We start from the raw sequence: 12,965 nt of genomic DNA, 5'->3' as shown, positions 1-12,965 counted from the left end.
TTTGGTTACGATCAGTTCGGCGACAGACGCGTGTCGGGCGCGTCGCCCATCCGGCGCGCGATCGTCTCGATTCCGGTCCCGATGTGGATTTCGTTGAACGAGGGCACGCTCTCGCGCACGCGCTCGGACAGCGTCCCCGCGCCGATCAGGCGCACCTCCCCGTCGGCCGCTGCATGGCAGATGTCGAAGGGGTCATGAACGTGTCCGGTCAGCACGGCGTCCACGCCGGCCGCTGCCAGCGCCGCGAGCGCATCAGCCCCGCCGCGCGTGCGCGAGCTGCTGCGCGTCCCGGCTTCGATCAGCGGATGGTGGCATGCAATCACGATGCGGTGCCCCACTGGCGCCGCTTCGATCAGCGCCCGCGTTTCCCGCAGCGCACGGTTGCTGACATGCCCCTTCGACCAGTTGAGCCGCCACTGGAAGCGCGCGGTGGTCTTGAGCGGGACGATGGTAAGCCCGGGCAGATCGAGCGGACGCTCGATCATCGCCTCGAGTGCGCGGTACCGGCGATAGGGCGTCACGAACCGTGCCCAGAGGTTGAAATAGGGCAGGTCATGATTGCCGACTTCGACCATTACCGGCCGCCCGAGGCTCTCCAGCCATGCAGCCGCTGCCGCAAATTCATGCGCACGCGCACGCATCGTAAGGTCGCCGGTCACCACCACCGCATCGGGCTGCTCCTCGCGCACGCATCCTGCGAACCAATCGAGCGCCTCGCGGTCCTCAGCACCGAAATGCACGTCGCTGGCATGGAACAAGCAGATCATCCGTCGCCCCCGCGCGTCGAGATGAACGCCGGGCGCGTCATTCCGCCGCTCACCTCGATATCGGGCGGGAGTGTCACCGGCTCGCCGTCGAACAGCGCCAGCACCCGGCGCTTGCTCACCGGCCGTAGCAATTGCGCACGGCGATCGGTGACGGCGCGCGCGGCGACCCAGTCACCGGTCAGCCAGTTCCAGCCAAGCTCGGCGATCGATGTCCAATCGCGCGCATCGATTGCCGCGACCTCCAGTGCATCGGGGCTCGGCGCGACAAACACCGCCTGATACCGCGCACGCATCCCGGGAACACCCGCGACGCGGATCCCCTTGCCGAAGGTGCGCCGCCAGGCGCTGCGGATTGCCGCGAGCACGCGCCCGACGCGTCCTTTGCGCGCCGCCTCGCGCGCGCGGCCCCAATGTGCGGCGGGGCCAAGGATCAGCCCCACGAACGCGCGATGCGGTCCCGCCTCGACATAGGGCAGCGCCACCCGCCGGCCGCCTTTGTGCGCGGCGTGGACGATCGCGGCGGGTTCAGCCTCGCCGTGCAGCGCTTTGGCGAGCAGGTTCATCGTCCCACCCGGCAGAAGCAGGAACGCTCCATCCCAATCCGCGAGTGCGCAGAGCGCCGCGTTGATCGTACCGTCGCCCGCGAACAGCACGACCGTATCGACATCGCTAAGATCACCGATCGAAGGAATCGGCGTGTCTGGAAACGCCGTTCGCCCCACGAGCGTCAGCCCGCGCTCCTCGAACACCGCTTCCAGCGCCTCACACATCTCGTGCGTTGCCGAACCCGAATTGGGGTTGGTGATGAACCAGAGCCGCTTCACGGATCTGCTAACGCGCGAAATCGCGCCGCGCCGCATCCATCCGCCCGATCGCCGCGTCGAGCACATCGTCGGCCTTGGCAAAGCATAGCCGCACCAGATGCGTCACCGGCGCTTGCGCATAGAAGGCCGAGACCGGAATCGCGGCGACTCCCGCGTCCTCGACCAGTCGTTCGCAGAAAACGGTATCGTCGAGCGCAATGCCCGAGGCGGAGAGGTCGACCGAGAGGAACCAGGTCGCGGGCGACGGCAGCACGCGATAGCCCGCGACGGTGAGGCCTGCAGCCAGCCGGTCGCGCGAACGCTGGAACCCCGCGACCGATTCCGCGATCCATGTGTCCTGCGTCTCCAGCCCCTGCGCCACCGCCCATTGCAGATTGGGCGCGGTCGAGAAGGTCATGAACTGGTGCGCGCGGGCGAGGATGGTTGCGATCGCCGGCGCGGCGCACATCCAGCCGACCTTCCAGCCGGTGAGCGCGAAGATCTTGCCTGCCGACCCGATCTTCACGGTCCGATCGCGCATTCCCGGCATCGCCATCAGCGGGATGTGGTGCGCGCCGTCATAGACGACATGTTCCCACACCTCGTCGCACACCGCGATCAAATCGTGCTCGACGCAAAAGGCGGCGAGGTCGGCGAGTTCCTCGCGCGACAGCATCGCGCCGGCGGGATTCACGGGATTGTTGACGACGATCAGCCGTGTGTGCGCTCCCACGACGGCGTCCAGCGCCGCGCGTGTGAGCCGCCAGCTTCCCGGTTCCAGCTGGGCCAGCCGGGCAACACCGCCTGCGCGCCGGATCAGCGGAAGATAGGCGTCGTAGAGCGGCTGGATCAGGATCACCTCGTCACCGGGCGCGATCAGCGCGGCAAAGGATGCGGCGATGGCCTCGGTCGCGCCGGAAGTGACGATGACTTCATCGAGCCCGAGATCGAGCTGCTGGTGGCGGGCATAATGCCCCGCAATCGCCTGACGCAGCTCGGGCAGCCCGGCCATGGGCGGATATTGGTTCGACCGCGTCGTAAGCGCTTCAGCCGCCGCGCGGATCACCGGCACGCACCCCTCGCCATCCGGGAAACCCTGCCCCAGATTAATCGCGCCGTTCGCGCGTGCCCGCGCCGACATTGTCTCGAAGATGGTGGTGCCGAGCGCGGCATAGATCGGGTTCATGCCGTCAACATGCCCGAGCCGCGCGCCAAAAAGAAGAAGGGGCCGCAAGGCCCCTTCAAAGCGTCCGGTCGACGAACTTCAGCGTTCGCGTTCGCCCTCATCGGGCTGGTGTTTCTTCTCGCCGCCGTCCTGCTGGCGTTGCGGCTGCTGCTGCTGTTGCTTGTCGACCTTCTGATCGCGTTGCTGTTGCTGTTGCCCACCGGGATTCCGGTTCTGGTCGCGCTGGTTCATCACGTCTCTCCTGATGCTCGCCGCTCAATGACAGAACGAGTCCCCTGCCCCGATCGATCCGCAGCCCGTCGCATTTGACGATGCGCTGGCGGCTATTTAACCGGCCGCTTCTCGAGCTTTCGCGCCAGCGTACGACGGTGCATCCCCAGCTGGCGGGCTGTTTCGGAGATGTTGAAGCCAGTCGCGGCCAGCGTCTCGTTGATCATCTCCCACTCATGGGTCTTGAGCGAGGCGGCGCGCGGCGTGACCGGGACGTCGGGATTGCCCGGCGCCTTGCCGAACGCAGCCTCGATATCATCGGTGTTCGACGGCTTCACCAGATAGTGACACGCGCCAAGCTTGATCGCTTCGACCGCAGTGGCGATGCTGGCATAGCCGGTCAGTACCACGATCAGCATCGCTGCATCCCGCGCATGCAGCTTCGCGACACAGGGCAGGCCCGATTCGATCCCGAGCTTCAGGTCCACCACCGCATGGGTCGGTATCTCCACCGCGAGCAGCGCGTCGAGCTCGGCGGGGCTGGCGGCGACCCGAACCCGGTAGCCGCGCCGCTCGAACGAGCGCTGGAGGGTGCGCGCAAAGGTCGTGTCATCTTCGATGAGGATGAGGCTCGGCTCGTCCATCAGCGTGCCTCCGCATGGATCAACGGCAGGACCAGCCGCACTTCGGCGCCGCCGCCCGCCGGATTGCGCGCCTCGAGCCGCCCGCCCATCCGCCGCGCGACATTGCTGGCGAGGAACAGGCCGAGTCCGTGCCCCGCCCCCTTGGTCGAGCGATACAGTTCCCCCACATGCGCCAGCGCCGCAGGATCGAAGCCCGGTCCATAATCGCGCACGACGATCGCGAACATCCCCTCTTCGATTTTGCCCGTCAGGCGAAGCCCGAGCGGCGAGGCTTCGGCGGCATTGTCGAGCAGGTTCGCCACCGCCTGACGCAGCGCGGGATCGACCGCGATCACCGCCGCCCCGGCATCTTCCACACTGACCGCGAGCGGCACCTGCGGATACGTCGGCTGCCACGCTTGCGCCAGATCGGTCAGAAAGGCAGCCGCAGCCATACTCTGCATCGCTTCCCCGCGCGGCTGGCCCGCAGAGTGGAGGATGTCGGAGACGATTCCCTTGCAACGCTGCACCTCGGCCTGCATCTCCGCGACCTCACCCGCAAGCTGCAGGTCAGCAGCGACAACGGGCACCCGCCGCCAGTCGGCAAGGATCACCGACAGCGTACCCAGCGGCGTCCCCAGTTCATGTGCCGCGCCCGATGCGAACAGCCCCATGCGGACGATACCTTCCTCTTCCGCCGCGTGCTGTCGCAGATCGGCGACATGCGCGTCGCGCGCACGCAGATTGCGGCTGATCCGGACGATGAACAGCACCAGCAGGCTCGCGACCATCACGAAACCGATCCAGTGGCCGATCGCGAACAGGTCAGCATGCTCGACCAGCAATCGCGCGGGGAGCAGCAACGGCACATAGCTGACGGTGAGCAGCGCATAGCTGAGCGCGGTCGCGGTCGCGAGCACCGCCACCGCCGCCGGGGGCAGCAGAATCGCACCGAGCACGACCTGAAGTAGATAGAGCGAGATAAACGGGTTAGTCGCCCCACCGCTGAAATAGAGCTGAAGCGTCAGCGCCCCCATGTCGATGAGCAGCGCCAGCATCACCTCGCCATCATGGACGCGGTGGCGCGGCAGCGCCATCGTCGCCAGCAGATTGGCGACGGCGAGTAATGCGGCAACGCCCAGCATTTCGACCACCGGCAACGCGATTCCGAAACCGAAATGGACGAGCAGGATGGCTAGCGTCTGCCCCGCGACCGCTATCCAGCGCAGCTGAATCAGCTGGCGCATATTCGCCGCCGCAGCAGTCTCAACGATCAGGCCCGGACCCCGGCGCGTCAGCGCAAGCAGCGGCGCGTCCATCATGCCGGCTTCCGCCTCAGCAACAGGAACAGCGCGGCAAGGCTGATGCCCGCCAGCCCGAACCAGGTGAGTGCGTAGACGAGGTGATTATTGTTGAAGCGCAGCACGGTAAGCCCGCCTACCGGCCATCCGCCCGGATTGGGAGTCGCATCCGCATCGACGAAGAAGGGCGCCGCCTGCCCGATCCCTTGCGCCGCCGCGATGGCGGGCACATCGCGCGAATACCAGCGGCCACCCGTCGGATCGTTGCTGCGCAGAAAACCCCCTTTTGGCTCGCTTGCGCGCAACAATCCGGTGACGGTCACCAGCCCCGTCACCTGTCCGGCGGCGCGGGAGGCTGGGTCGCGCCGCTCGGAGGAGACGAACCCGCGATTGACCAGCACCACGCCTTGCGGCGTGCGCAACGGTGTGACGACCCAGAAGCCCGCACCGCGCACCGTGAGTGCCTGCACCAACGTCTCGCGGTCATGCAGGAAGCTGCCGCTCGCCATGACGCGTCGATACTCGGACGCGCGCGCATCGAGCCCCGGCCATTGCGACGGTCCCGGCACTGCAACCGGCGCTGCCTGCGTCCCTGCTTCGACCTGTGCAATCAGCCCGAGCTTCCATGCCCGCCGCTCGACCTGCCATATGCCGAGCGCAACGAAACCGATCGTGGCCGCCAGCGCCAGCACGAGGAGCAGCGCGCGTTTCATACCAGCCTCAGGACGACCGGACGTCCACCATCGGCATCATGTTGGAGTTGAGGTGGAACATGATCCACAACGATCCGGCGATCACGATCAGCACCAGCACCGCGGTGAAAATATAGGCCATCAGCGTCCAGCCGCTCTCCGACTGGGTGTTGACGTGCAGGAAACAGACGGTGTGGACTAGGATCTGAACGATCGCCGCACCGACGATCAGCACCCCGGTGGTGGTGGCGTCGAGCGGCCCGGTCATCACCAGCCAGAAGGGCACTGCGGTGAGCACGGCCGAGAGCAGGAAGCCGATCACATAGGTGCGGCGCGACGCATGCGGCGCGCCATGCGCAGCATCATGGGCGTGGGTAGCATCGCTCATCGCAGAACCCCGAGAAGATAGACGAAGGTGAAGACGCCGATCCAGACGACGTCGAGGAAGTGCCAGAACATGCTCAGGCACTGCAGGCGCCGCTGATTCTCCGGATGCAGCCCGCGCTGGTTGAGCTGGAACAGCATTACGACCAGCCAGATGATCCCGAAAGTGACGTGCAGGCCATGCGTCGCGACCAGCGTGAAGAAGGCCGAAAGGAAAGCGCTGCGCTGCGGCGTTGCGCCCTCATGGATCAGCTCGGCGAACTCATAGAGTTCGACACTCACAAACGCCGCGCCGAGCAGACCGGTGACGACCAGCCAGAATTTGGTGCCGCCGAGCCGCCCTTCCTGCATCGCGATCATCGCGAAGCCATAGGTGATCGACGAGACCAGCAGGATCGCGGTGTTGAGCGCGACCAGCGGCAGCGAGAAGATCTCGCGCGGGGTCGGCCCGCCGGCAAAGGCGGTGCTGAGCACGCCGAACGTCGCGAACAGCGTCGCGAAGATCAGCGCGTCGCTCATCAGGTAGATCCAGAAGCCGAGCATCGTGCTCCCGCCCGGCTCATGGTGATGCTCGTCCTCGACCAGATAGAAGGTCGGCTCGCGCGTTTCAGCGCCGTTCGCTGCTTCCGCGGCCATGGTCACGCTCCCGCCGCGAGCAGCCGGGTGCGCGCGTCCTCTTGTTCCGCGACCTCATCCACCGGGATGTAATAGTCGCGGTTGTAGTTGAAGGTGTGGGCGATCGAATAGACCAGCAGCCCCACCGCACAGACCGCGGCCAGCCACCAGATGTACCAGATCATCGCGAAGCCCAACACCGCTGCGAGACCCGAGATGATCACCCCTGCGCCGGTGTTGCGCGGCATATGGATCGGCTTGAAGCCTGCCTCCGGCCGCTGCGCACCGCGCTTCTTCATGTCGTACCAGGCATCCAGGTCATGGACCTGTGGCTGGAAGGCGAAATTGTAGTTGGGCGGTGGCGACGAGGTCGCCCATTCGAGCGTGCGGCCGTCCCACGGATCACCCGTGGTGTCGCGCAGCTTGTCGCGGTTCTTGATGCTGACGGCAATCTGGATGACGAACGCGACGATGCCGATCCCGATGATCACCGCGCCGATCGCCGCGATGATGAACCAGGGTTGCAGCGCCGGATCCTCGAAATGGTTCACGCGGCGCGTGGTGCCCATCAGGCCGACGATGTAGATCGGCGTCCAGGCGACCCAGTATCCGATCACCCAGCCCCAGAAGGTCACCTTGCCCCAGAAGCGGTCGAGCCGGAAGCCGAACGCCTTGGGGAACCAGTAATCCATGCCCGCGAACAGGCCGAACACGACGCCGCCGATGATCACGTTATGGAAGTGCGCGACGAGGAACAGCGAGTTGTGCAGCACGAAGTCGGCAGGCGGCACCGCGAGCAGCACGCCGGTCATGCCACCGACCACAAAGGTGATCATAAAGGCGATCACCCACATCATCGGCAGCTCGAACCGGATGCGGCCGCGATACATGGTGAACAGCCAGTTGAAGATCTTCGCGCCCGTCGGGATCGAAATCACCATCGTGGCGATGCCGAAGAAGCTGTTGACGCTCGCACCCGACCCCATGGTGAAAAAGTGGTGCAGCCAGACGAGGTAGGACAGGATCGTAATGACGACCGTGGCGTAGACCATCGACGAATAGCCGAAGAGCCGCTTGCCGGTGAAGGTCGAGGTGATTTCGGAGTAGATGCCGAACACCGGAAGGATCAGGACATAGACCTCCGGGTGACCCCAGATCCACACCAGGTTCCAGTACATCATGGCGTTGCCGCCAAGATCGTTGGTGAAGAAGTTGGTGCCGACATAGCGGTCGAGCATCAGCATCGCGAAGGCGGCGGTCAGCACCGGGAAGATCGCGACCACCAGCACGTTGCTGCACAGCGCCGTCCAGCAGAACACCGGCATCTTCATCATCGTCATGCCCGGCGCGCGCATCTTGATGATCGTCACGACCATATTGATGCCCGACAGGGTCGTGCCGATCCCGGCTATCTGTAGCGCCCATAGATAATAGTCCGGCCCTGTGCCCGGACTGTTCTCGATATTCGCGACCGGAACATAGCCGAGCCAGCCCGCGCGCGAGAATTCGCCGACGAACAGCGACACCATCACTAGCCCCGCGCCCGCGACGGTGAGCCAGAAACTGAGGTTATTGAGGAACGGGAAGGCCACGTCGCGCGCGCCGATCTGGAGCGGCATGACGTAATTGACGATGCCCACGACCAGCGGGATCGCCACGAAGAAGATCATGATCGTCCCGTGCGCGGTGAAGATCTGATCATAGTGGTGCGGCGGGAGGTAACCCTCGCTGGCGCCGAAAGCGACCGCCTGTTGCGCGCGCATCATCAGCGCGTCGGCGAAGCCGCGCAGCAACATGACGATGCCGAGGATCATGTACATGATCCCGATCTTCTTGTGGTCCACCGTGGTGAACCACTCGGTCCACAGATAACCCCAGAGCTTGTACTTCGTCACCGCGCCGACGATGCCGAGGCCGATCAGAGCCACGACGGCGAAGGTGATGATCAGGATCGGTTCGTGAAAGGGGAAGGATTCCCAGCCGAGCCGGCCGAAGATCGCCCTGGTGACGGATTCGTCGAACATGCTGACTCCTCAGGCTGCGCTGGCGCGGTGCGCGCGCGGCACGGCGGGAAGTTGAAGGGAGGAGGTCTTCTGGTGGCCCTGATGCTGCTCGGCGGCGGGCTTGCCCGACGGCACCGGCGAGGGTGGCGTGGCTCGGCTGGGCGCGACGCCCTTTTCCTCATCGGTCTTGAACAGCGCACCCTTGGGCTTGTCGCCATCCGGCGGCGGGTTGCCATGGCCCGAATGCATCGGCCCGCCGGCCTTCATGTCACGGCGCATCACGTCGCTCATGCACGGCGTGCCGGGGCGTACGCAGCGATTATAGACGCGGTCGAACAGCGTGTTGTCGACGCTCGCGAAATACATTGCCGGGACGCGCTCGCTGGGCTTCTCCAGCGCGAGATAGCGCGCGGTATCGAGCGCCTGACCGCCAGCCTTGACGCGAGCGACCCAGGCATCGAACCCGCCGTCCTTCACGCCATAGAGCTTGAAGCGCATGTGCGAGAAACCCTCGCCGCTGTAATTGGCCGACATGCCGCGGAAACTGCCCTCGCGGTTGATCACCGCGTGCAGCTGGCTCTTCATCCCGGGCATGACATAGATCATCCCGGCCAGCGTCGGCGCGTAGAAGGTGTTCATCATGTTGGTTGAGGTCAGCTCGAACCGCACGGGGCGATCGACCGGCATCACCAGTTCGTTGACGCTGGCGACGCCCTGTTCGGGGTAGATGAACAGCCATTTCCAGTCGAGCGAGACGACCTGCACGACCAGCGGCTTGACCTTGGGATCGACCGGTCTGCCAGCCGCAACGCGATCGAGCGGCCGGAACGGGTCGAGCAGATGTGTGCTCCACCAGGTCAGCGCGCCGAGGCAGATGATGATCAGCAGGGGCGCGGACCAGATCACCAGCTCGAGCGAAGTCGAGTGGTCGAAATCGGGATCGTAGGTCGCATCCTTGTTGGTGTGGCGATAGCGCCACGCGAAGACGATGATCAGCGCGATCACCGGAACGATGATCAGCAGCATCAGCGCCGTCGAGATGTAGATGATATCGCGTTGTTGCAACGCGATGTCGCCAGCCGGATCGAGGACCGATCGATCACACGCGGCCAATATTGCCGTCAGCGGCAATAATGTCAGGATCCGCCGTGCAGTGGACAGTTTCGTGTCTTCGCGCATGGACCTCCGCCTATCCCGGCGCACCTGCGCGCCGACATTGGACATTTTGTCCTATCCCCGTCGTGTTGCTTTTCTGGTGCAGCGGACGACGAAACGCAATAACATCGAAGAAGCTGCCGGAGCGAAACCGCATGACTGCACCGATCGCCGCCTCCAACTCGACCGCGCTCGAGCGCGACGCCCGCCTCGTCACCGCCCGGGAGCACAAAATCGCTCCCGGCGAGATCGCGATCGGGGTGATCGTCGGGCGAACCAGCGAGTTTTTCGACTTCTTCGTCTACGCCATCGCCTCGGTGCTGGTCTTCCCCTCGCTGATCTTCCCCTTCGTCGATCCGCTGACCGGGACGCTCTATTCCTTTGCGCTCTTCTCACTCGCCTTCATTGCCCGGCCGCTCGGCTCGGCGCTGTTCATGTGGATCGACCGCAACCACGGCCGCGGAGTGAAGCTCACCATCGCGCTGTTCCTGCTTGGTGGGTCGACCATGTCGATGGCGTTCCTGCCCAGCTACAATCAAGCGGGCATGACTGTGGTGTGGATCCTGGCGCTGTTGCGGATCGGGCAGGGCATGGCACTGGGCGGTGCGTGGGATGGGCTACCTTCGCTACTTTCGCTCAACGCGCCCCCGAACCGCCGCGGCTGGTATGCGATGATCCCGCAGCTCGGGGCGCCGCTCGGCCTGATCGTAGCGGCAGGGCTGTTCGCCTTCTTTATGGCGACGCTGTCGGACGCCGATTTCCTCTCCTGGGGATGGCGCTATCCCTTCTTCGTCGCGTTCGCGATCAACGTCGTCGCACTCTTCGCTCGCTTGCGCCTCGTCGCCACGCCCGAATTCGAGCGGTTGTTCGAGAGCCGCGAACTCCAGCCAGCGCCGTTCTGGGAAACGGTGCGTGAGGAATGGCGCACGATCGCGCTTGGCTCGTTCGCGCCGCTCGCCAGCTTCGCGCTGTTCCACCTCGTGACCGTGTTCCCGCTCTCGTGGATCCTGCTCAACACCGGCGAGGCCGCGGAGCGGTTCCTGGTGATCGAGATCGTCGGTGCGGGCGTCTGCGTGCTGGCGATGATCGCCTCGGGCATCATCGCCGACCGGGTGGGCCGCCGCGCCGTGCTGGGCGTCTCGGCCGTGCTGATCGGCGCTTACAGCGGCTTCGCGCCGCAGCTGCTGGGCGCGGGCGGGTTCGGCGAGACGGTCTATATGATCGCCGGCTTCATCCTGCTGGGCCTCGCATTCGGCCAGTCGTCGGGCGCGGTCAACGCCAGCTTCTCGAGCGAGCGGCGCTATACCGGCGCGGCAACCACCGCGAACCTTGCCTGGCTGATCGGCGCAGGCTTCGCGCCGCTGGTGGCACTGCTGCTGGCAAGCAATTTCGGCCTGTGGTCGGTGGGCGCGTATCTGCTCTCCGGGGCCGCCTGTACACTCGCAGCGCTCGCGATCAACCGCGATTGGGCGCGCCCGGGCGAGTAGCGTTCGGGCGCACCTCCCCATCTGCCGGACATACGAAAAGCCCCGGAAAGCAATGCTTTCCGGGGCTTTGTAATGGTGGGCGCGGCAAGGATTGAACTTGCGACCCCTGCGATGTCAACACAGTGCTCTACCACTGAGCTACGCGCCCGATTGCCTTGCGGCGAATCTCGGGAAGCGGCCCTTTAGCGGGGGCCGCCGACCCATGCAAGCGGGTTGGCGCGGATTTCGTCATCCGCCCAACCCGAATATCAATTCCGGCTCGGAACCTGCTCCATCTCGAACAGCCGGTCGACCTCGAGCACCAGGTCACGCAGGTGGAACGGCTTGGACAGCACGCGCGCGGTCGGGATCTGCTTGCCCGCCTTCAGCGTCACCGCGGCAAAGCCAGTGATGAACATCACGCGCATGTCCGGCGCGATCTCACCCGCCTTCTGCGCCAGCTCGATCCCGTCCATTTCAGGCATCACGATATCGCTCAGCAGCAGATCGAAGCGCTCGGTCTCAAGCAGTGGCAGCGCTGCTGTGCCGCGATCGACGGCGGTAACCGAATAGCCGGAACGCTCAAGCGCACGCGCGAGATACTCGCGCATCACCCGATCGTCCTCAGCCAGAAGTATCCTGATCATCCCTACCCCTTAAAGCGCTGTCCGCGCTGCACCGCCCCACGAATCCGGGCCGGCCGTCAGGGCATAGAATATGCCCGAAGGGCTTAAGATTTTCCAGCCGCGGCAGGCGTTGCCGCGCGTGCCCGGTCCGCATAGGGTGCCGCCAGTGAGCGTAACACCGTCCTTCGACCGCTACGGCCCGGAAACGCCGGTTTCGCCGGTCGTGCTGTCGGTCCCCCATGCCGGGCGCGATTATCCACTGCCGCTGCGCGCGGCGTTACGCGCCCCTCTCACCAGCCTGCTCCCGCTCGAGGACCGCCACGCCGATACACTGACGCTGGCGGCGCGCGGGGCCGAGATGCTGTTCATCGCCAGCCGGGCGCGGGCGTGGATCGACCTCAACCGCGCCGAGCATGAGCGCGATCCGCGGGTCGACGAGGGCGCGCAGCCGCTGTCCGAGGGCGCGATGTCATTGAAGCTGCGAAGCGGCCTTGGCCTTATTCCCCGCCGCGCGAGCGGAACCGATCTGTGGCGCCGGCGCTTCGCCGACGAAGAAGTCCGCGAGCGGATCGAGCACGATCACCGCCCCTATCACACAGCGCTGGCAGAGGCGCTGGCGGCAACGCGCGACCGGTTCGGTGTGGCGGTGCTACTGGATATTCATTCGATGCCCCCCCTGGCCACCGGCGGCGCGCGTGTGGTGATCGGAGACAGGTTCGGCCGGGCGGCCGCCGCGCGCTTCATCGGACGGATCGAGGGCGTGGTGCATTCGGCGGAGGTCCGCGCCACGGTCAATACGCCCTATGCCGGGGGGCATGTCCTCGACCGGCATGCCGATCCGGCATCGAACATCCACGCTATCCAGGTCGAAATCGACCGCACACTTTATCTCGACCGTCGCCGGGATCAGCCCGGCCCCGGCTTCGACGCGGCGGCGACGCTGCTTCGTCGGATCATCGATGCTGTCGCAGACGAGGCGCTGCCTCTCACCGCCGCCGCGCAATAGGGATCGGGCGCCCCCCGACTAACAGCAACGCACGCAGGGGAGTCGCGCGCCACGGCCCGGCGGGCACAAAAAAACCGCCCGGTGTTGCCACCGGGCGGCCAAGGTTCAGGGAGGAGACACGCCCGAGG

General features: G+C 65.5%; 14 protein-coding genes and 1 tRNA gene. 3 read left to right on the top strand and 12 right to left on the bottom strand.

What is annotated here, in order from left to right:
• Positions 1 to 11: 11 nt before the first annotated feature.
• From AC07NK_RS19500 to AC07NK_RS19490, 3 genes are read right to left on the bottom strand one after another with little or no spacing between them, the layout of a single operon-like run.
• On the bottom strand, positions 12 to 767 hold the full coding sequence (locus AC07NK_RS19500; RefSeq protein ID WP_495172290.1) for a metallophosphoesterase family protein: 756 nt from the start codon (positions 765 to 767) through the stop codon (positions 12 to 14).
• Positions 764 to 1,591: a diacylglycerol/lipid kinase family protein gene (locus tag AC07NK_RS19495; RefSeq protein ID WP_495172289.1), complete on the bottom strand. Its 828-nt coding sequence runs from the start codon at positions 1,589 to 1,591 to the stop codon at positions 764 to 766. The genes AC07NK_RS19500 and AC07NK_RS19495 overlap by 4 nt, the downstream gene beginning before the upstream one ends.
• 7 nt (positions 1,592 to 1,598) lie before the next feature.
• Positions 1,599 to 2,756, bottom strand: a complete 1,158-nt coding sequence (locus AC07NK_RS19490; RefSeq protein ID WP_495172288.1) for an aminotransferase — start codon at positions 2,754 to 2,756, stop codon at positions 1,599 to 1,601.
• A 9-nt stretch (positions 2,757 to 2,765) separates the two neighbouring features.
• Between AC07NK_RS19490 and AC07NK_RS19485 the strand changes: the two genes are divergently transcribed.
• Complete coding sequence (locus AC07NK_RS19485) at positions 2,766 to 3,065, top strand: hypothetical protein (RefSeq protein ID WP_495172287.1); 300 nt, start codon at positions 2,766 to 2,768, stop codon at positions 3,063 to 3,065.
• 14 nt (positions 3,066 to 3,079) lie between these two features.
• On the opposite strand, the gene AC07NK_RS19480 is transcribed toward AC07NK_RS19485, so the two are convergent.
• The 7 genes from AC07NK_RS19480 to cyoA are packed head-to-tail and all read right to left on the bottom strand — an operon-like array spanning position 3,080 to position 9,763.
• Positions 3,080 to 3,610, bottom strand: coding sequence for a response regulator transcription factor (locus AC07NK_RS19480; RefSeq protein ID WP_495172286.1), 531 nt, complete (start codon positions 3,608 to 3,610; stop codon positions 3,080 to 3,082).
• Positions 3,610 to 4,911 carry an ATP-binding protein gene (locus tag AC07NK_RS19475; RefSeq protein WP_495172285.1) on the bottom strand — a complete coding sequence of 434 codons (1,302 nt, stop codon included), beginning with the start codon at positions 4,909 to 4,911 and terminating at the stop codon, positions 3,610 to 3,612. Before AC07NK_RS19475 ends, AC07NK_RS19480 begins: the two co-directional genes overlap by 1 nt.
• The gene (locus AC07NK_RS19470; RefSeq protein ID WP_495172284.1) at positions 4,908 to 5,603 is read right to left on the bottom strand and encodes an SURF1 family protein; all 696 of its coding nucleotides are present in this window, start codon (positions 5,601 to 5,603) and stop codon (positions 4,908 to 4,910) included. The genes AC07NK_RS19475 and AC07NK_RS19470 overlap by 4 nt, the downstream gene beginning before the upstream one ends.
• A gap of 7 nt (positions 5,604 to 5,610) precedes the next feature.
• The gene (gene cyoD / locus AC07NK_RS19465; protein ID WP_495172283.1) at positions 5,611 to 5,970 is read right to left on the bottom strand and encodes a cytochrome o ubiquinol oxidase subunit IV; all 360 of its coding nucleotides are present in this window, start codon (positions 5,968 to 5,970) and stop codon (positions 5,611 to 5,613) included.
• The gene (gene cyoC / locus AC07NK_RS19460) at positions 5,967 to 6,602 is read right to left on the bottom strand and encodes a cytochrome o ubiquinol oxidase subunit III (protein ID WP_495172282.1); all 636 of its coding nucleotides are present in this window, start codon (positions 6,600 to 6,602) and stop codon (positions 5,967 to 5,969) included. Before cyoC ends, cyoD begins: the two co-directional genes overlap by 4 nt.
• A 2-nt stretch (positions 6,603 to 6,604) precedes the next feature.
• Positions 6,605 to 8,605 (bottom strand): cytochrome o ubiquinol oxidase subunit I, encoded by a 2,001-nt coding sequence (gene cyoB / locus AC07NK_RS19455; protein ID WP_495172281.1) that lies wholly within the window; start codon positions 8,603 to 8,605, stop codon positions 6,605 to 6,607.
• Positions 8,606 to 8,614: 9 nt separating this feature from the next.
• Positions 8,615 to 9,763, bottom strand: a complete 1,149-nt coding sequence (gene cyoA, locus AC07NK_RS19450) for a ubiquinol oxidase subunit II (RefSeq protein WP_495172280.1) — start codon at positions 9,761 to 9,763, stop codon at positions 8,615 to 8,617.
• A gap of 131 nt (positions 9,764 to 9,894) precedes the next feature.
• Here cyoA and AC07NK_RS19445 point away from each other — a divergent pair, with 131 nt between their 5' ends.
• On the top strand, positions 9,895 to 11,226 hold the full coding sequence (locus tag AC07NK_RS19445; RefSeq protein WP_495172279.1) for an MFS transporter: 1,332 nt from the start codon (positions 9,895 to 9,897) through the stop codon (positions 11,224 to 11,226).
• A gap of 73 nt (positions 11,227 to 11,299) precedes the next feature.
• Here AC07NK_RS19445 and AC07NK_RS19440 read toward each other — a convergent pair.
• Together AC07NK_RS19440 and cpdR are read right to left on the bottom strand one after the other, a co-directional pair.
• Positions 11,300 to 11,374 (bottom strand) — tRNA-Val (locus AC07NK_RS19440).
• A gap of 100 nt (positions 11,375 to 11,474) precedes the next feature.
• Positions 11,475 to 11,852, bottom strand: coding sequence for a cell cycle two-component system response regulator CpdR (gene cpdR, locus AC07NK_RS19435; protein WP_495172278.1), 378 nt, complete (start codon positions 11,850 to 11,852; stop codon positions 11,475 to 11,477).
• 145 nt (positions 11,853 to 11,997) lie between these two features.
• Between cpdR and AC07NK_RS19430 the strand changes: the two genes are divergently transcribed.
• Positions 11,998 to 12,837: an N-formylglutamate amidohydrolase gene (locus AC07NK_RS19430; RefSeq protein WP_495172277.1), complete on the top strand. Its 840-nt coding sequence runs from the start codon at positions 11,998 to 12,000 to the stop codon at positions 12,835 to 12,837.
• Positions 12,838 to 12,965 lie beyond the last annotated feature (128 nt).

It is taken from the genome of Sphingomonas sp. GW821-FHT09B04, from assembly GCF_059418285.1.
Note: the sequence above shows the minus strand (reverse complement) of the source record. Positions and strands in the feature narration are given on the sequence as shown.

Excerpts from the sequence above, each read along its gene's own strand:
- AC07NK_RS19500 (WP_495172290.1), bottom strand. The coding sequence starts at position 767 with ATGATCTGCTTGTTCCATGCCAGCGACGTGCATTTCGGTGCTGAGGAC.
- AC07NK_RS19490 (WP_495172288.1), bottom strand. The coding sequence starts at position 2,756 with ATGAACCCGATCTATGCCGCGCTCGGCACCACCATCTTCGAGACAATG.
- AC07NK_RS19485 (WP_495172287.1), top strand. The coding sequence starts at position 2,766 with ATGCCCGAGCCGCGCGCCAAAAAGAAGAAGGGGCCGCAAGGCCCCTTC.
- AC07NK_RS19480 (WP_495172286.1), bottom strand. The coding sequence starts at position 3,610 with ATGGACGAGCCGAGCCTCATCCTCATCGAAGATGACACGACCTTTGCG.
- AC07NK_RS19475 (WP_495172285.1), bottom strand. The coding sequence starts at position 4,911 with ATGATGGACGCGCCGCTGCTTGCGCTGACGCGCCGGGGTCCGGGCCTG.
- AC07NK_RS19470 (WP_495172284.1), bottom strand. The coding sequence starts at position 5,603 with ATGAAACGCGCGCTGCTCCTCGTGCTGGCGCTGGCGGCCACGATCGGT.
- cyoD (WP_495172283.1), bottom strand. The coding sequence starts at position 5,970 with ATGAGCGATGCTACCCACGCCCATGATGCTGCGCATGGCGCGCCGCAT.
- cyoC (WP_495172282.1), bottom strand. The coding sequence starts at position 6,602 with ATGGCCGCGGAAGCAGCGAACGGCGCTGAAACGCGCGAGCCGACCTTC.
- cyoB (WP_495172281.1), bottom strand. The coding sequence starts at position 8,605 with ATGTTCGACGAATCCGTCACCAGGGCGATCTTCGGCCGGCTCGGCTGG.
- cyoA (WP_495172280.1), bottom strand. The coding sequence starts at position 9,763 with ATGCGCGAAGACACGAAACTGTCCACTGCACGGCGGATCCTGACATTA.
- AC07NK_RS19445 (WP_495172279.1), top strand. The coding sequence starts at position 9,895 with ATGACTGCACCGATCGCCGCCTCCAACTCGACCGCGCTCGAGCGCGAC.
- cpdR (WP_495172278.1), bottom strand. The coding sequence starts at position 11,852 with ATGATCAGGATACTTCTGGCTGAGGACGATCGGGTGATGCGCGAGTAT.